This window comes from Paenibacillus ottowii (assembly GCF_050516475.1).
In the GTDB taxonomy this organism is placed as follows: Bacteria; Bacillota; Bacilli; order Paenibacillales; family Paenibacillaceae; genus Paenibacillus; species Paenibacillus ottowii.
Map to the genome: position 1 here is coordinate 3543308 of NZ_CP191577.1, position 18008 is coordinate 3561315.

Here is an 18008-nt window from a genome sequence, read left to right on the forward strand (position 1 = left end):
AACAGAGCGAAAATAATTGTATACAATTACAAAAGGAAGTGTATTGCCATGACCGTTGCAGAACTGGAAACCAAGCAAGAAACTGATCATGATATTTACCAGACGTCCACCATGCTTGCTTTATTAGATGGTCTTTATGACGGCGTTGTTGCCTTTGAGGAGCTGCAAAAGCACGGAGATTTTGGACTCGGTACCTTTGATCAACTGAATGGCGAGATGATCGCGTTCGATGGTGAATTTTATCACTTGCTTCCAGACGGTACGGCCCATCGCGTAAAACCAGAAGAAACTACTCCGTTTTCCACCGTCACCTTTTTTCGTGAAGATTTCACATATACGATTGACCATCCCATGCATCGTGAAGAGCTGGAAGCTCTGCTGCTAAAGCTGTTTCCAAGCCGTAATCTGTTCTATGCCTTCCGTATGGACGGCACTTTTCGTGAAGTAAAGACACGTACCGTGCCTCACCAGGTGAAGCCTTACAGACCTTTTATTGAAGCGACCAAAACGCAGCCTACCTTTACTTTTAATGAAACTTCCGGCGTCATCACAGGCTTTTGGACACCTGCCTATGCCCAAGGCATTGGAGTAGCCGGATTTCACCTCCATTTTATCAATGATGAACGCACTGGTGGCGGACATGTTTTTGATTTGGTTGTCGACAAGTGCACAATTCGTATTTGTCAAAAATCTAATCTGCATCTTGTGCTGCCCGAAACACCAGATTACTTGAAGGCTAACTTGTCCAGAGAAAATCTGGAAAAAGAAATCGCCGTTACTGAGGGTGCGCAATAATCACGGCATATAGCTCATTAAGGTACGCTCCCAATAGCTAGACAAAAAAAGCAAAGATCACAGTCAGAGAGCAGTAAGCCTCTTTTTCTGACTGTGATCTTTTTATATACGAATGTATATACATGATACTGCTTATGATCTCACTCGGTTCCACCTATACCTCAACCTGATCCAGTTTATCTGCATAATATTGAATGGCACGTGAGTATTCCTGTGTAGATACATCCGAGCCTGTCTCAGCAATTTCCATAAGCAGCCCTTGCATGGCTTTCCCGTATTCCCCCAGATTGTATAACACCATAGCGTAGAATACCCGAAACGGTCTGTAATCTGGAAATTCGTTTATTCCTGTGTCCAACCATGCTTTCGCCTTGACGTAATCTCCCAATACACGATATGTACTGCTTAATCCCAGGATGGCTCCTCTCCTTGATTCTGCGGATAGTGCCATACCCAGGCTTTTTTCATAAAAGGGAACCGCATCCTTCTCTAAGCCCAATACGTCATGCGTCCAGGCTGTTTGATACCATAACTCCGCATCTTTTGGCTCCTGCTTCAGTGCCTCTAACAGAAGCTTACGCGCTTCCTTTGCTTGACCTGTACGTCTTAGCTCACTGGCTTTTGCAATCAAATGATCCATGCTAATCCCCCACTTTTTATTCTCGATGATTTCCTTGAGATACATGTTACCTGACATTTGAATACGATGTAAATGGAAGTTTCTAAAATATGAAACTAAAAAGCGACTCTCCGTTTAGAAGAGCCGCTATAGCTTAGTTGTCACAAGTTATTTAACCTTCAACGATCCTGTGCTTAGAATGCCCGCTACACGTTGCGTGTCAAAAATACGGGATAGCTCCTCCACTGCCGTCAAGTACAGCAGGCCGTTGCCCTCCAGCTTAGGAGAATTGCCGAGTGGAATCGTGCGTTTGATGAGTTGGGCGTATAATTCTGCTTCGGTGAGATCACGCTCAAAGCTCGCATTGGCCAGCTGCTTAATCAACGCCAATGCACCTGCGACGTGCGGAGTAGCCATCGAAGTTCCGCTAAAGGTCGCATATTTACCGTCTGGAACCGTGGACAAAATATCTTCTCCTGGTGCGACCAAATCCACCTCATTATTAGAATTACTGAATTCTGAGGCATGTCTGTCAAAGTTGACAGCACCTACGCCGATCACTTCATTATAGCAGCCAGGGTAGCCGAGCTCGTCCGTTCTGTCGTCACCGTCTCCCTCATTTCCAGCTGCACAGACGACCAGGATTTGACTGGCGACAGCCTTTTTTACTGCTTCATGAAGCTCAGGCACATCCTCGGGACCGCCCAGCGACATCGAGATAATATCTGCTTTTTGCTCAATTGCATAATAGATACCTTGGATAATCCAGTCATATTGACCGGAGCCCTGCTTGTTTAGCACTTTGATGATAAGCAGATCAGCCTCCGGGGCGACACCTACGACACCTGCTTCATTTTCAGCTGCCGCAATGGTTCCTGCTACATGTGTACCGTGGCCGTTGTAATCCTTGAAAATTTCCGGATCACCTTCATCATCATCCGTAAAATTGCGGCCGCCAATAATGCGTGCCTTCAGATCTGGATGGTCCGAATCACAGCCCGTGTCCAGCACCGCCACCTTTATGCCTCGGCCTCGAGTCTGGTTCCATACCGCAGGAGCCTGGATCAGCTCCACACCTCGCGGCATTTCATTCACTTGTTGCTCCTGCTTGATCACTTGGTAAGGAATGATATGCACTTTACGTTCCATCCTATTCCCTCCTTCATGGATTCAATCGGAAACCATCCGTCTTTGAAACTTTGAAAAACCTCTACAGCATCTGAGGTTACTATATTCTAGCAATTTTTGAAAAGTTTGAACATCCCATTTTGCTTATTTTTGCAAAAAAAGACAGACATCAACCAATCCAATTGGAAATGTCTGCTCCAGTATCTCTATGAATCTTACATTGATTCCGCTTGTAGCTCAGCCTTAGATAACAGCGATTTGTGCTGCCATTTCCGGCCTTTCCAGCGTAAATAGTGGAAAATACCTCGCACCCATTCATCGCATGCATGTGCAATCCACACACCCAGCACACCATAACCCATATGAATACCCAGCACATATGCCAGTGGGATTTTAATTCCCCACATTGAAATTATGGCCATCATTAACGGGAACTGAACATCGCCTGCTGCTCGCAAGGAGTTAATGACCACGTGGTTGAACACACGGCCTGGCTCCAGCAATATACAGAACAACAAAATCGCTGCCCCTAATTGAATGATCGCTGGCTCATCCGTGAAGATTGCCATCACTTCATATCGGAAAAAGGATACTACCACGATCACAGCAATCGTAATAACTAGAGACCATTTCAGGCTCCGTAATAGTTGATGATATGCTTTTTCCTTGTCTCCAGCTCCAATCAGGCGAGCCACAATAATTTCGGTTCCCTCACCTACGGCCATTCCAAATACCATAAAAAAGTACACAATCGTATTCGTATAAAAATGAGTGGCAATCGCCGTTGTACCCATAAAGCTGACAAATCGGGTCACCATCATTTGGCTAAGCTGATAAGACAGCCATTCCAGCCCGGCAGGAATACCAATCTTCAGGATCGCCACCAGCTTGCTCCACTGAAGCTGCACATAATATTGGATGCGAATCGGCGCACTTACACGTTTGTACAACAGTATAAAAATCCACACACATGCTACAACGCGGCTAATCACCGTTGAAATCGCTGCTCCCGCTACCCCCATTTGCGGCAGACCAAACCAGCCGTATATGAGCAATGCATTCCCCACAATATGCAAAATATTCATGCCGATGCCTACGATCATCGTATCTTTGGTAAAACCATGCGAGCGAATCACCGGCCCTGCGGTTAGCATAAGGGCTTCCAGAAACAGCGAACCCCCTGCCAGCATCATATAGATTTCTGCATTTTCCTTAATTGTCGGTGTAATATGGTAGAAAGATAGTAAAAAATCCCGGCTCACGATAAACATCAAACTCAGCGCCAGCCCAAATACCAGATTAAAGGTTAGTGCCGATGCGGTAACACGACTTGCGTCCACATGCCTATGCGCACCCAAAAGCTGAGCAATGATCACACCTACTCCAAGGCCGAGCAAATTGAAGAGTATAACCGTAAATTCAATTAACTGTCTCGATACACCAACAGCCGATACAACCTCATCAGAGAGATGGCTGAGCATGAACGTATCCACGCTGCCCATCAAAATATGAAACAGCATTTCTATGAAGATCGGCCAAGTAATCGCGAAAACCGTCATCGTTTTAACGGCCTGCGCTTGCTTAGAGCCACTTTCCTGCGACAATGACATCCTTCTGTATTCCTCCCGCTTCCGTATGTAAATCCAAAACATGCCCATACTTTTTGTGATAACGCTTACTCATTCGTAAAAAATCATATGCTTTTTATCCTTTTTATAATATTCCAAGCGGTCCTGTAATTGTCCTGTGTGGAATTCGAACTTATGTCCGTCTGGATCTGTAAAATAGACCGATCTTTTATCCTGTTCATTCCGCTCTCGTCCGGGTAAAATGGCGACATTAAGAGCCAACCACATTCCCAGGCAATCCAGATAAGCCAGCTTACGTCCTTTAACCAGCAGTTTTCCGTCTAGTACATTCTGATAGAACTGTATAGACTTTTCCAAATTAGACACCGAAAAACAAATATGATTCCATCCTTGTATGCTCATGCTTCCTATTCCTTTCATTGAACCCTGTTCAGCCAGTAATTCCATGCTTTTGTATATTGTTCTAAATCTTCTGGGTGATGTCGAATGCAGGTAGCGATACGAAAATATAATCCCTGTAACACTTCCCTGTTCAGCACATATTCCCCTGTCATCTCGGGTCCAAGTTTTTCAACCGCAGGCAAAATGGTTTCGACGATCAGCTCATCGGGTGATGAACAAAAGGCATATATCAAATCATACAGAGGTTCTCCCACGACTGGGTCAGGATCAATAATACCTGTTAATGTACCATTTTCGGCAAACACAAAATTATGTACTCCGAAATCGCCATGAAGCAAATATTTAAGATTGCGTTGCGGCGTTCCGGCCACAAGGGTATGGACGAACCGATGATCCTCTAAAGGTAAAACGTCTTGTATAATCTTTTCGGATTCTTTCGTTCTGTGCAGCAGAAAATCTCTCCATTCCACAAACGGATGATCCGAATAACCATAGTCACGTTCTTCTCCAAGAGATTTGTACTGTGCAATAACCTCGGTCGCCAGACTAAGCAGCAACTCCCCTTTGTTCCCTTCACAATATTGCCCTGCGACCCCTGGTTTGAACGTGTAGACCAAATAACGATGAAGAGGATCTACATAGACCAAACGAGATAATTTCTCAATCTGTGCATAGGTATACAGAAACTCCGCCTCTGCTTTTACAATCGCAGGATCATTTTGCTTGATCACATATCGCGGCCTGGTACCGTCCATGACAACAACCACTTCACTCGAAGTTCCGCCTGTCAGCGGTTTGAGATTTTTCATATCGCTTTCAAGCACGCCTGCTTCATAAAGCTCATTCAAGATGAATTGAATGTCCATGTAAAACCTCCCTTTACATCTAAGCTATAAATAATGAGGCTGGCGCTTCGGATTGTTAATGTAGCCCACCTGTTCGCCAGCCGTTCTTTTCTTAAAAATATATTTTTTCATGCTCCGCATAGATTTCAAGCGCCCGCTCCATCTTATGGACATAGGCCTTATCCTGACTGGTACATCGAAACGTGACGTGTCCCTCCTGCGGTTGGCCTGTTTTTATCGGAGATGCCAGCAAATTACGCTCAGACAGCACCTGTTTCAAGCGTCTAACCGTTCCCTGGCTCCCGTCAATCAACTGAATATGAGAAGGCAGCAGTTCTCTCAAAATCTCCTTATAGAATGGATAATGTGTACATCCCAACACGACCGTACCATAAATGTCTAGGTTAAACGAAGACAGCTTATGGCTAAAATAGTTGCACAATTCTTTACGGTCAAAATTCAACTGTTCGCAATATTGTACTAACTCTGGTAAAGGCAGTGAGTCCACACTCCCGTGATCATCAACTCTCGATACCAGCGCTGCATAACCGGATTGTTTTAATGTCAATGGTGTCGCCAGCACCAGCACTCTTTTACCATTGGTTCGATTCATTTCGACCGCTGGCTTCACAGCTGGCTCCATGCCGATAATCGGAAATTTATATTCCTTCCTTAGCTCCGTCGCCGCGATACTTGTAGCCGTATTGCAGGCAATTACCAATGCTTTTATATCCTCTTTGAGGATCATTTGTACCGAAGCCTTGACATAACCAAGCACCTCTTGGGGTGTTTTCGTCCCGTAAGGAACATGCAGCGTATCCGCCATGTAAACAAAATTTTCATTTGGCAAACGTCTTAGCGCCTCAGATAATACTGTAATTCCACCCAATCCCGAATCAAAAAAACCTATCTTCAAGCTACTCACCTTTTTTCGTTCAACTATGGTGTTGAATCTTCCCAGCACCATGTTATTTCATTCTTCGCCTATTCAATTCATTCTCTTCATTAGACTTTACATTTAAATTTTACCGCAAAAATGATATTTTGCAAAAGAAACACGCAAATTTTACAGTGTAAAAAATAAAGTAGCTGTTCAAAGTAAATTTAATATAGAAGTGTTGACAGATATTATCTTTATATTGTAATATTACGTGGTAACTTACTAACTAAACTTATTTATTCAACTTACTTAGGGGGAAATAAATCATGTCTAAAGTATTATTTGTCAAAGCTAATGATCGTACAGCTGAAGAATCTGCAACAGTTAAATTGTATAACGCATTCGTGGAAAGCTACAAGGCTTCCCACCCATCTGATGAAATCACTGAGCTGGACCTGTTCTCCGTTGAGCTGCCTTATCTGAACGCTAACATGATCAACGGCACGTTCAAATCCGCTAGAGGTATGGAATTGAACGCGGAAGAAGCTCGCCTGGCAAACATTGCCAATGGTTACCTGGATCAATTCCTGGCAGCAGACAAAGTTGTATTTGCTTTCCCGCTGTGGAACATGACCATTCCAGCTGTACTGCACACATACATTGACTACTTGAACCAAGCTGGTAAAACATTCAAATACACTCCAGAAGGTCCGGTAGGACTCGTAACTGACACTAAAGTAGCCCTGTTGAATGCAAGAGGCGGCGTTTATTCCGAAGGACCTGCTGCTGCTGCTGAAATGTCTTTGAACTTCATGAGCAACATCTTAACCTTCTTCGGCGTAAAAGACATCGTGAAAGTTGTACTGGAAGGACATAACCAAGCTCCAGACCAAGCACAAGAAATCGTTGCTTCTGCCGTACAACGTGCAGTAGACGCAGCAAAATCGTTCTAATCATATATATGAAGAGAAGAGGATGTCCGCACCCTTTAGGGAGTGGATATCCTCCTTTTTTTGTTACGAAATATAAAAAACACGTGCTTCCCTGATCTGTGATCAAGTAAGATGCACGTGTCTATATGAGCTTATATCTGTTTAAGGAATGAACTGCTGCACGATTTTTACAACCTTGCCGTCACGAAGCGTAATATGGTATGGAAATTGACTGAGGTCCAGCACATCCTTTTTTGCAAAATCCTTCTCAAACTGTGCTAACGGAATGGATTCGTTCCAATGCACGTCTGTGTCTTCTATATTCCCCGTGTGATCATAAATCTGCACCTCTACCGAAGCATCTGGCGCAATCTGATACACGTCATTTTGTACGGTATTGTTTACGATGTAGTAGCCATCCGGCGCTCCATCCAATCCTGTATTTCCTTCATGCTCCAAAAATGCCTTGTCCGCTGCTGCGCCTTCGTACCATTCAATCGGATCTGCTGACAAATACATTTGTCCGTTGCGAATGTCCATTTGGTTTATATATACGGTCTCCTGATTTTCAGCAGCTGCTATAGGTGTGTAGCCTTGCGCTGTTGCCCCTGCCGTCGTAATCAGCATCATCATCAAAGTCAATACGGTCCATTTCGAAGCTAATTTCATCATGTCTGATCTCTCCTTACCGTTTGGGTATGTACACGTTGTCTGTAAGCTTCATTACCCTTGTGTACCTATCATAAACTTTGAACGGTTAAAAAGTGTATCAGATACATAAAAAATAAGTTACGATTTTTTAAGACTTGGTCTTAAAACTTGATGACATGTCCTATTTTATCCTTGTTATTTTAGTAATCCCACCTGTCGGGCCTGTTCCTCGGTGAGAATAAACTCTTCATTTTGCCATACCTCGTCCTCTTTGGTTACAGCAAACATCCCCATAATATCTGTCCAAATTCCTTTGTCGACGGCTTCCTTTTGTGTAATGATTATTTTCATGCGAATCCCTCCCTCTTTTTAGAGTTTATCCTTGTCATCCTCATATAAAATCTCCAACTTTTATATGGGGTCATAGTGCTTGTCCTATAATTTGCAAAACGGATAACTGTACTGCTTATAACATATGTACCCTTTTCTTACCGAGATTATTCGTATCTGATTTGTGATCTTAAAACTTTATATTACTTTCTTGGATAATGACCTATTTAGAACGACTAGGTATAAAATAAAAACGGTCGCAGACTAATCTACGAACCGTTTTCTGAAACAATGGATACCAAAAGAAATAAAGCAGCGGAGAGAACGGAATTATTCTGAACAAGCGAAGCAATCGGAAGAATAATCCGTTCTCGTAGCGGTCACAAGCCGCATACCGTTACTTCATCAAGTCGCATGATATAGATGTTGTCCTATTTTACACGGAAAAGTAGAAAGGCTGTACGCATACTGGCTTGGACACAGTTACTTGTTGTCCGGTGTAGGTCAAGCGACCGCTTGCCTTATCCACTTTGAAAGTAACAATATTGTTGGTGTCGCGGTTAGCCACGAGCATATAGTCACCATTAGGTGTCAAAGCAAAATGACGCGGATGCTCGCCTTCAGCAGATACATGCTCTACCAGACTCAGCTTGCCAGTCGCTGCGTCTACAGCGTACACCACGATGCTATCATGTCCGCGATTGGAACCGTACAGATAAGCGCCATCCTGGGAAATCGCAATTTCTGCAGTTGTGTTTTCGCCAGTAAAGTCAGCTGGCAATGTCGGTACGCTCTCCAGCTCAGTGAGCTTACCAGCTTCTGCATCATATGCAAAAGAAGTAATGGTAGAGTCCACTTCGTTAATAACAAAAGCAAACTTACCATTCGGGTGGAACGTCAAGTGACGTGGGCCTGCACCTGCGTGGGTTTTCGTTTCCCCGTGCAGCACCAGTTGTCCTTTGCTATCGTCAATGGTATAAACACGGATCAGATCCAGACCGAGATCTTGTACGAACAGGAAGCGGCCGTCCGGGCTAAAGAAACTGGAATGTGGATGCGGACGATCCTGACGTTCAGGATGCGCTCCTTTGCCCTCATGTTGTTTAACATCCAGTAACTCACCGATACGTCCGTCCTCAGTCAGAGACACCAATCCGACCATACCTCCGTGGTAGCTGACTACAATCAGGTAACGATCGGATGGATCACGCTGAATGTGGCAAGTTGTGGACCCTACGTTTTCCGCACGATTCAGCAATGTAAATGTGCCTTTAACTGGGTCGATTTCAAAAGCGGAAGCTTCGCCCACCTTCGCTCCTGCGGCGGAAGTCGTCTCTCCTATGGAATACAGCTTCCGATTTTTAACATCCACATTCAGGAATGTAGGATTTTTCAAGCCGGAGAACTCATCCTGTAAAGTCAGGGCTCCTGTCTCTTCATTAAAAGTGTACGAATAAACTCCGTTACCTTCCAATTCGGCGTAAGAGCCTGCGAATACGAGCAATTTTTGTTGTGCTGTCATGGTTGTGTCCTCCTTGGATTAAGAAAATGATGGGCAATTGGAATGATTGCTCCTGGTACAAATATTGTTGCTTTAAGAGGCGCGCTCCACCGCAGGTTCTGTAGACAATGCTACATTTCCTGCTACGGCACGCGAGATCATGCATGAGGACTCAGCTTGCTCTGCAAGGCGCAATGCTTGTTCGATTTGCCCGTCTGTTGCATCAACGGACAATAGAACTTGCGGACGATGCACAATTCGGCGATATGTAAAAATATTGTTCGTTACATCGACAATCCCTTCGGATTCGAGTGCCAGTGATACAACCGGGAGGCTGGCACGCTCCATCATCGCCGCCAAAGTAATCAGATAGCAAGTAGCAGCTGCGCCGAGCAGCATTTCATCCGGATTGGTGCCCACACCAGGGCCCCCCATCTCAGCCGGAATTGAAATCGCAGTCCGCAACTGCCCGGCCTCAATACGCCCGTCGCTGTTGCGTCCCCCGTTCCAGTCTGCCTTGAGCAGAAAGGTATGCTCCATTTCAAGTCATCCTCTCTCTTGTATTATGAATCTTTACACAGGTGAATGTAAAGGTTAGGCAATCTCCTGATTTTTCGTCTCAGTACCCAGCAGCCATACAGCAGCTGCGCCGATCAGGATGGCTATGAAGAAAATCGCAAAGATGGTTGGTAACGTTATGCCTTGTCCTACGAGTATTCCGACCACAAAAGGTCCAATCACGCCCCCGATTCGGCCAAATGCAGCTGCCATACCCACACCGGTAGAACGGGCAGCGGTCGGGTACAGTTCCGGAGTATAAGCATACATGGCTCCCCATGCACCGAGATTAAAAAAGGACAAGCAGATACCGGCAGCCAGCAGCATCCCTGCCGTTTCTGAGCTGCCAAACCAAATTGCGGACACTGCCGTGAGCAGCAAGTAGATAATCAGTACAAATTTGCGGCCCAGCTTTTCAATCAGATAGGCAGCGGTAAAATAACCAGGCAATTGTGCAAGTGTCATGATCAGGACATACTCAAAGCTTTTAACCAGCTCAAACCCTTTCATAAACATTATGCTCGGTAGCCACAGGAACATGCCATAGTATGAAAATACAACTGTAAACCATAAAATCCACAACATTAGCGTAGATTTGCGATGAGGTCCTGACCAAATCGCAGCCAACCGTGCACGTAACGGAAGTTTGACACTCTGCTGCTTATACCGGGGTGAATCCTCGATAGCTCTGCGCAAATAAAGAGCGTACAGGGCAGGTACTGCGCCGAGAATAAAAGCAAGCTGCCAACCATATTTCGGAATAACAAAATAGGCAATAAGAGCCGAAAGAATCCAACCTGCCGCCCAGAAGCTTTCCAGCAGCACCACTGCTCTCCCCCGTTCTTTCACAGGCACTGACTCTGACACCAGTGTCGAAGCAACAGGCAATTCTCCACCTAAGCCTGCACCGGCAATAAAGCGCAGCACCAGCAGCATACCGAGGCCTGTAGCCAAAGCAGACAATCCACTGGCAATGGAAAAGATCAACAGGGTCCACACTAATATAGCGCGTCTGCCGTAACGATCTGCCAAAATCCCCGCCAAGGCAGCTCCAAACACCATTCCTATTGAATTCATTGCAGTCAGCAAACCAATCTGCTCTGATCCAAGGTGCCACTCCTTAGCCAACGCTGCCACTATAAATGAAAGCAGCCCGACATCCATAGCATCAAACAGCCAGCTAAGCCCTGCGCTGAACAGCAACTTCCTTTTTTTAGCTGGGGGTAATGAAGTTAATTCGCTCATGATTCGCTCTCCCTTAACAATACATCGTATGTAGACGTATATTCAGGTGTCTTGTCACCTGTAGTCCAGCATTTATTGTACCGCAAGCTTCCTGAATCTGCGAGCTTTTTTACGTAAAAAAACGGAAGATTGCCTACGGCAATTCTCCCGCCTTCTGGAACTGTCAGTTACCGGTTTTGGACCAGACCGATGATCGTCACCATGAGCACCAGCAGCTGGATGAGTGTATCGTTACTCATTCCAATCGCCTCCATCCCATATGAGATACTCCTTCGGCCGTTTCCCCTCTCCCCGGATTATGACGCTTGTTCCCCAATACATACCTATGCAGGCGACGGGAAGCTTATGATCAATAATGCATACAAATCTTCATACGTTTAAGGTTTAATCCAGGACCACTGCAAATCCATTTCCTGAATGCATTCACGGCTATCAAGTTCGTCATTAGCCACCAGCGGGGTCACCGGATAGATGCTCATATCACCCTGCTCATACGTGCGCAATAAAGGCACCAGCTCATCGATGTTCTGGATCGACGGATCTAGCCATGAATCTATTTGATCTGCTTCCAAAATAGCTGGCATACGACTGTCAAATTCACGTATATCCGTATTGGCCTGAACCGTCATCATCGTACAGGTACGCAAAGGCTCCTTTCGACTATCCTGCCATATTTCATACAGTCCCGCGACCGCAAACATTTTCTGGTCCGGCAATACCACTCTGACAGCACACATGCGTTTGCCTAATTTCCGCCAATAATAAAATCCATTGCAAGGAATAATGCAGCGACGGGTTTCCGCCATCTTGCGATAGCTAGGATTTACCCGAACGGTATTCAGGTCTGCATTGACACAGTCCTTGCCCCAATAGGGAATAAATCCCCAGCGAAATTCATCAAGCACCCGTTCTCCATCCTGATGCTGCACAATTGGAACATGCTGAGTGGGACTCATGTTATAACGCGTTTTATAATAATACATCACCCGTTGTATACCAAAATGGTCCCTTACCTCATCCAAATCAGCCGATAACGAAAATCTTTTGCACATATGCAAGCCATCCTTCCGCCTTTTTTTACCTATTGTGCGGATATACAAGGAAAAATATGCATAAGCGAGGATTTTACAAAAACCTGATGATCAAAATATATAGCAATATCCCCGCAGTCATGAAGCTACGGGGATAGATACTAACTTATAACGTTATTACTTTTTTTCTACAGCATGGCCGCCAAATTCATTACGCAGCGCTGCAACTACTTTTCCGTTGAATGTATCGGCATCCAGCGAACGGTAGCGCATCAGCAAGGACAAGGCAATGACTGGAGTTGCTGCCTGAAGGTCTAGCGCTTCCTCAACCGTCCATTTACCTTCACCGGAAGAGTGCATAACCCCACGGATTTCGTCCAGGTTGGCATCTTTGGAAAATGCGCGTTCAGTCAAGCCCATCAGCCAAGAGCGGATAACGGAACCATTGTTCCACACACGCGCTACTTGTTCATAATCAAAGTCAAAGTTGCTTTTCTCCAGTACTTCAAAGCCTTCACCAATGGAAGCCATCATACCGTATTCCACACCATTGTGAACCATTTTCAGAAAATGTCCGCTACCGGATTTACCTGCATACAAATAACCATTTTCCACCGCTGTATCGCGGAAAATCGGCTCAACAACTGCCCAAGCTTCTGGATCGCCACCGATCATGTAACAAGCACCATTGCGTGCACCTTCCATCCCACCGGAAGTTCCAGCATCCATGAAGTTGATACCGTATTCTTTCAGACGAGCATGGCGAGCAATGGATTCTTTGTAATGAGAATTTCCGCCTTCAATAATAATGTCCCCTTTGGACAACATGGGTTGAAGCTGATCCAGCACAGAATCCACGATTTGGTGAGGAACCATGATCCACAGTACTCTAGGGGATTGAGTTGCTTGCACAAGCTCTTCCAAAGTAGAAGCACCTGCAGCTCCATACTCCTTCATTTCTTGGATTGCAGCTGCATTGACGTCGTAAGCCACAACTTCATGCTTATGATCGATCAAGTTTTTACCAAGATTCAAACCCATTTTTCCCAAACCAATTAATCCTACTTGCATTATAAAGGCCTCCTGCCGTAGCAAAATATATTTTTGTACCTACTTTTTGGTTGGATTAAGAACGAACGACTGCTTTTTCAGCACTTTCGGACTTTTCGTCCAACCACCATGTAAAGCCTTGCTCTTCCAACAATTCATCAGAAGCTGCTGGACCGTAAGAGCCTGCCGCATACGTGTGAAGCGGAACTTCGCCACGGGCAAAGGCTTCGAGTACGGGTTGAACCCACACCCATGAAAGTTCCACTTCATTCCAGTGAGCAAAAAAGGTCGAATCGCCGCGCAGCGCATCAAAGATAAGACGTTCATAGGCTTCTGGTACATCCTTGGCCTCGGAATGATAATTCATCAGAACCGTCTCTAACTGGCCGTTGTTCAGCGGATCTCTACTGTTTAGACGAAGCGTTACCTTTTCATCCGGGTTAACATGAATGATCAGCAAGTTCGGGTCTGTCGGTTGCCCTTGAGCAGCATAAGGGTCTGTAATATCCTTTTTGAATTCCACGACGATACGAGTGGATTTTTCTTTCATGCGTTTACCAGTACGAATATAGAACGGCACACCCGACCATTGTTCATTGTCAATCCAAAGGCGGGCTGAAATGAACGTATCATTTTGCGAATCAGGTCCGATGTCCGGCTCTTCTTTATAGGAAGGAACTGCTTTCCCGTTAATCTCACCTGCGGTATATTGTCCTCTAACTACGTTGGAAGCAATATCGGAAGGATCAAGGGCACGAAGCGCGTCCATCACCTTACTTTTTTCGTCCCGCACTTGATCTGCTGTGATATGTCCCGGCTTGTTCATAGCCGTCATCATCAGCACCTGCAGCATGTGATTTTGTACCATATCACGAATAGCGCCGGAGTGATCGTAGTACCCTGCTCGCTCCTCTACGCCTACAGTCTCAGAAGCAGTAATTTGTACATTGGCAATGTATTGATTGTTCCATACCCCTTGAAGCAATGGATTAGCAAATTTCAAGGCTTCGAGGTTCTGAACCATCGGCTTACCTAAGTAATGGTCAATACGATAAATCTCATCCTCAGCAAAGGTTCTGCTCAGGCGATCATTCAGCTCACGAGCCGATTCCAAATCATGCCCAAATGGTTTTTCAATAATGAGTCGTTTCCAACCCTTCGTTTCAGCCAAACCGCTTTCGCGAATGTTGTGGGCAATCACATCAAAAAATTCCGGTGCCACCGATAAGTAAAACATGCGGTTCCCCGGAATTCCCAAGTCATTTTCACGTTGCTCAGCAAGCTGTAGCAGCTTTTTATAATCTTCCGGGTGGTTAACGTTCAATGCACAGTAACGGAAAGCACTTAAGAACTGATCCATCTGTGCACGGTCATCGTTCACATGTCTGGAAAAATCTTTAATGGATTGCTCTACATTACTTTGAAATTGCTCGTTTGCCACTTCACGACGCCCCATCCCAATTACAGAAAAGGAAGCCGGAATTTTACCTTCTACAAACAAATTATACAAGGCAGGGTAAATTTTGCGTTTGGCCAAATCCCCTGTCGCTCCAAATAAGACAAATGTCATTGAATCCATGAAATATTCCTTCTTCCCATTATAAAAGATGAGGTTATTAAAAGTTACCTGAGGAATTAACGTAACCCATAATACACCCAAAATAAGGGGCAAGTCAATCAAATTTTAGCGAAATCGTGAACATTCGATATATCCTGTAATGACAACGTTTTCTATGGTATGATTGACAGTATGAAAGAGCAAAAACTGTTAAAATTGTCACAGTTGATACAAAGCATTATAGTTACTATTGGTATACAGGGTTACTTTTAGTATACTGTTTAAAACAACAATGAAATTGAGGGGATTCAGATGAGCGACGACAGGCAGCCTAAGCTTTTGTGCGGTAAGGTAGAACAGTCCTTTCAGATCATCAGCAAAAAATGGACCGCTCTCATCATTCATACTTTGATGGAACATCCCAAACGATTTAGTGAAATTCAAGTTTCCATACCTGATCTTAGCAAACGCATGCTGAACGAGCGCATCAAGGAACTAGAGCTTTCGGGCCTAATCCTTCGCAATGTCATCACAGAGCGGCCTGTGCGTACCGAATATTCGCTGACACGTAAAGGAAAAGAGCTAGGTGATGCATTGAATGGTGTGGAGAGCTGGGCCGAAAGATGGCTCTAAACCGCTAACAGGAGATCGCCACTCGCTCTCCTGTTATTGTGTTACTCCATGTGGATCATAATACAAGCAGTAGAACGTAAATAATGGGACAATCGCAGCAATAGCTCATGATTTCAGGAATGAGCCAGGAAAGGATGAGATCGATGGCATTTGGCATTACCCGGCAGGAACTGATGAGCTGGAAAAGAGAGGTCAGCCGTGGCGAGATTGCTTTTCTAACGCATTACTGGCTGGATGACCGTTTTCCAGGCATTACAACGGTCACCAAGGTGGGCTGTTCTGACTTGGATAAGCTGCGCTTATGGTGCAACCATAACGGATTGGACCCTCAATATATACATCAGCGTCAGCCCTATCCTCATTTTGATCTCATCGGTACCAAACAGACGGAAATTTTACGCAAGTATAGCATGAGCGATCAGTTAAGACGCTTCGAACCTCATCTTCAACCAAGTACACGCCCATCGTTCTAAACCGCAGCTCTCAGAGTTGCGGTACTTTTGTTTTCATCCCGGATAATACCTTGTGTATCCAGATTGCTGACATCGCTCCTTCTCCCATCGCTACAGTCGCTTGCTCGGCATGGGCTCCTAAGTCTCCGGCAACCCATACATTCTCCACGTTGGTCATTTTGCTGCGGGGATGAGTCTCAATATGCTTGTTGTGCAGCAGATGGACACCCAGTTGCTCCGCCAGCTCTGAATGAACATGGTTGCTTCCAAAAGCTAAGAAGCCCCGTTCTGCTCGAACGACTTGTCCATCAGCCAACTGCACTCCCTCAAAACAGCCTGGTTGTCCGGTGATAATCTCAGTAATGGCTGACTCCTTATATTCGATCCCTTTTTCCCGCAGCTTAACGATCAGCTCGTCCGGTACCTCTGAACGCTCATGATTGACATAGATCAGGTGGTCAGTCTGTGCTGACAAAATTAAGGCCATGGAAGCTCCCACTTTGCCCGCCCCCATCACGACCGTCCTGCGATCCTGGACCTCATATCCGTCACAGTCCGGGCATACATACACACTGTTGCCCAAGCAGGCTTGTATCCCTTCCAGTTTTGGAAAACGGTCCGTTAGCCCTGTGGCTAATAATAGCGTTTTTGACGTATATACTGAGCCTGTCTCCACTTCAATGTCAAAAAGCTCATCTCGCTTGATCGCTTTTACCGCCTTGCCATCAACAAATTCAGTGCCTAGCTTCGTGGCTTCACTACGTCCAAGTCGTCGCAGCTCGTCACCAGAAATCCCGTCAGGAAAGCCCAAAATATTATGATACTGCTGGCACAGCGTTGATCGACCATAGCCCGAATCTATCACAAGTACCCGATGACTGCTGTATCTCCCTAATTGAATGGCTGCCTGCAATCCGGCGATTCCCCCACCGACAATAATGCAATCGTAGTTCATGCCATAACTCCTCCTTCAAATGCGCTCAAATTGCTAAACATCTGCAAAAAAAGCAATCACACTTATGTAAACTTCTCACCCAATTTCAAACATAATATCACCCATTTACAGATGATTTAACCTTGTTCCCCATGTTCAAAAAGGTCACATTCCTTAAAAAAATGGAATGGCAAACAGCACTGTGGATTATCCGCAGTGCTGTTCTCAGATCGAATCTGAATCATTATACTATTGTAGTCATTATTTAAAGGTTTTTACGCGTTCTTCAATAGGTTGGAATTCCTTGTCGCCTGGTTGGAAGGTCGGTTTACCAAATGGCATTTCAGCAATCAGTTTCCAATGCTCAGGAATGTTCCATTCGTTTTTCACTTTTTCATCGATCAGTGGGTTGTAATGCTGAAGGGACGCACCGAGTCCTTCTTGCTCCAGAGCCGTCCATACAACCAATTGCAGCATGCCGTTAGATTGATTGGCCCAGATTGGGAAATTGTCCGCATACGCTTCAAATTGTTGTTGCAGACCAGCGATCACGTTGTTGTCTTCAAAAAACAACACTGTTCCGTAACCGCTGCGGAAACCGTTCATTTTCTCAGCAGTAGATTGGAATTGTTCTTCATTACCTACCACTTCCCGCAAAATATCTTCTGTAATATTCCACAGTTTGTCATGATGCTCTCCGAGCAACACTACAGCGCGTGAAGTTTGGGAGTTGAAAGAAGTAGGTGTATACTTCACAGCTTCCTCTACGATCTCTTGAATTCGTTGGTCAGAAATTACTTGTTCTTTGCTAATGCCATAATAGGAGCGTCTGTCTTTCAGCGCTGTGAAGAAGTCTTTAGTCATTTTGTTACCTC

Annotated in this window: 20 protein-coding genes; 4 read left to right on the forward strand and 16 right to left on the reverse strand. The window is 45.1% G+C overall.

The window, feature by feature from the left end; genetic code table 11:
• Positions 1-48 precede the first annotated feature (48 nt).
• Positions 49-795 carry an acetolactate decarboxylase gene (gene budA / locus ACQQ6X_RS16410; RefSeq protein ID WP_305166223.1) on the forward strand — a complete coding sequence of 249 codons (747 nt, stop codon included), beginning with the start codon at positions 49-51 and terminating at the stop codon, positions 793-795.
• 154 nt (positions 796-949) lie between these two features.
• Here the strand turns inward: budA and ACQQ6X_RS16415 are convergent, their stop codons facing one another.
• The 6 genes from ACQQ6X_RS16415 to murI all read right to left on the reverse strand — a co-directional run bounded on the left by ACQQ6X_RS16415 (position 950) and on the right by murI (position 6345).
• Positions 950-1435, reverse strand: coding sequence for a tetratricopeptide repeat protein (locus ACQQ6X_RS16415; protein ID WP_305166224.1), 486 nt, complete (start codon positions 1433-1435; stop codon positions 950-952).
• Positions 1436-1582: 147 nt separating this feature from the next.
• Positions 1583-2563: a S8 family peptidase gene (locus ACQQ6X_RS16420; RefSeq protein WP_305166225.1), complete on the reverse strand. Its 981-nt coding sequence runs from the start codon at positions 2561-2563 to the stop codon at positions 1583-1585.
• Between the two features lie 194 nt (positions 2564-2757).
• Positions 2758-4152: an MATE family efflux transporter gene (locus ACQQ6X_RS16425; protein ID WP_305166226.1), complete on the reverse strand. Its 1395-nt coding sequence runs from the start codon at positions 4150-4152 to the stop codon at positions 2758-2760.
• A gap of 69 nt (positions 4153-4221) precedes the next feature.
• Entirely contained in the window at positions 4222-4533 is a 312-nt protein-coding gene (locus tag ACQQ6X_RS16430) for a VOC family protein (protein WP_305166227.1), read from the reverse strand.
• 14 nt (positions 4534-4547) lie between these two features.
• Positions 4548-5399, reverse strand: coding sequence for an aminoglycoside phosphotransferase family protein (locus tag ACQQ6X_RS16435; RefSeq protein WP_305166228.1), 852 nt, complete (start codon positions 5397-5399; stop codon positions 4548-4550).
• Between the two features lie 91 nt (positions 5400-5490).
• Complete coding sequence (gene murI / locus ACQQ6X_RS16440; RefSeq protein ID WP_305166229.1) at positions 5491-6345, reverse strand: glutamate racemase; 855 nt, start codon at positions 6343-6345, stop codon at positions 5491-5493.
• Between the two features lie 239 nt (positions 6346-6584).
• On the opposite strand from murI, the gene ACQQ6X_RS16445 reads away from it, so the two are divergent.
• Positions 6585-7211, forward strand: coding sequence for an FMN-dependent NADH-azoreductase (locus tag ACQQ6X_RS16445; RefSeq protein ID WP_142613025.1), 627 nt, complete (start codon positions 6585-6587; stop codon positions 7209-7211).
• 141 nt (positions 7212-7352) lie between these two features.
• Here ACQQ6X_RS16445 and ACQQ6X_RS16450 read toward each other — a convergent pair whose 3' ends face one another.
• The 8 genes from ACQQ6X_RS16450 to zwf all read right to left on the reverse strand — a co-directional run bounded on the left by ACQQ6X_RS16450 (position 7353) and on the right by zwf (position 15135).
• Entirely contained in the window at positions 7353-7862 is a 510-nt protein-coding gene (locus tag ACQQ6X_RS16450; protein WP_305166230.1) for a hypothetical protein, read from the reverse strand.
• Between the two features lie 174 nt (positions 7863-8036).
• Entirely contained in the window at positions 8037-8192 is a 156-nt protein-coding gene (locus tag ACQQ6X_RS16455; RefSeq protein WP_187360622.1) for a hypothetical protein, read from the reverse strand.
• Between the two features lie 415 nt (positions 8193-8607).
• Positions 8608-9693, reverse strand: coding sequence for a lactonase family protein (locus tag ACQQ6X_RS16460; protein WP_305166231.1), 1086 nt, complete (start codon positions 9691-9693; stop codon positions 8608-8610).
• A 72-nt stretch (positions 9694-9765) separates the two neighbouring features.
• On the reverse strand, positions 9766-10212 hold the full coding sequence (locus ACQQ6X_RS16465; protein WP_305166232.1) for an OsmC family protein: 447 nt from the start codon (positions 10210-10212) through the stop codon (positions 9766-9768).
• 54 nt (positions 10213-10266) lie between these two features.
• Positions 10267-11475, reverse strand: a complete 1209-nt coding sequence (locus ACQQ6X_RS16470; RefSeq protein WP_305166233.1) for an MFS transporter — start codon at positions 11473-11475, stop codon at positions 10267-10269.
• Positions 11476-11852: 377 nt separating this feature from the next.
• Positions 11853-12527 (reverse strand): SOS response-associated peptidase, encoded by a 675-nt coding sequence (locus tag ACQQ6X_RS16475; RefSeq protein WP_305166234.1) that lies wholly within the window; start codon positions 12525-12527, stop codon positions 11853-11855.
• 156 nt (positions 12528-12683) lie between these two features.
• The gene (gene gnd, locus ACQQ6X_RS16480; protein WP_305166235.1) at positions 12684-13577 is read right to left on the reverse strand and encodes a phosphogluconate dehydrogenase (NAD(+)-dependent, decarboxylating); all 894 of its coding nucleotides are present in this window, start codon (positions 13575-13577) and stop codon (positions 12684-12686) included.
• A gap of 55 nt (positions 13578-13632) precedes the next feature.
• Positions 13633-15135 (reverse strand): glucose-6-phosphate dehydrogenase, encoded by a 1503-nt coding sequence (gene zwf / locus ACQQ6X_RS16485; protein WP_305166236.1) that lies wholly within the window; start codon positions 15133-15135, stop codon positions 13633-13635.
• Positions 15136-15426: 291 nt separating this feature from the next.
• Here zwf and ACQQ6X_RS16490 point away from each other — a divergent pair, with 291 nt between their 5' ends.
• Entirely contained in the window at positions 15427-15747 is a 321-nt protein-coding gene (locus ACQQ6X_RS16490) for a winged helix-turn-helix transcriptional regulator (protein ID WP_014599691.1), read from the forward strand.
• Positions 15748-15890: 143 nt separating this feature from the next.
• Positions 15891-16220 carry a hypothetical protein gene (locus ACQQ6X_RS16495; protein WP_305166237.1) on the forward strand — a complete coding sequence of 110 codons (330 nt, stop codon included), beginning with the start codon at positions 15891-15893 and terminating at the stop codon, positions 16218-16220.
• 10 nt (positions 16221-16230) lie between these two features.
• Here the strand turns inward: ACQQ6X_RS16495 and ACQQ6X_RS16500 are convergent, their stop codons facing one another.
• Both ACQQ6X_RS16500 and ACQQ6X_RS16505 read right to left on the reverse strand, forming a co-directional pair.
• The gene (locus ACQQ6X_RS16500; RefSeq protein WP_305166238.1) at positions 16231-17154 is read right to left on the reverse strand and encodes an NAD(P)/FAD-dependent oxidoreductase; all 924 of its coding nucleotides are present in this window, start codon (positions 17152-17154) and stop codon (positions 16231-16233) included.
• Positions 17155-17394: 240 nt separating this feature from the next.
• Entirely contained in the window at positions 17395-17997 is a 603-nt protein-coding gene (locus tag ACQQ6X_RS16505) for a nitroreductase family protein (protein WP_305166239.1), read from the reverse strand.
• Between the last annotated feature and the right edge of the window lie 11 nt (positions 17998-18008).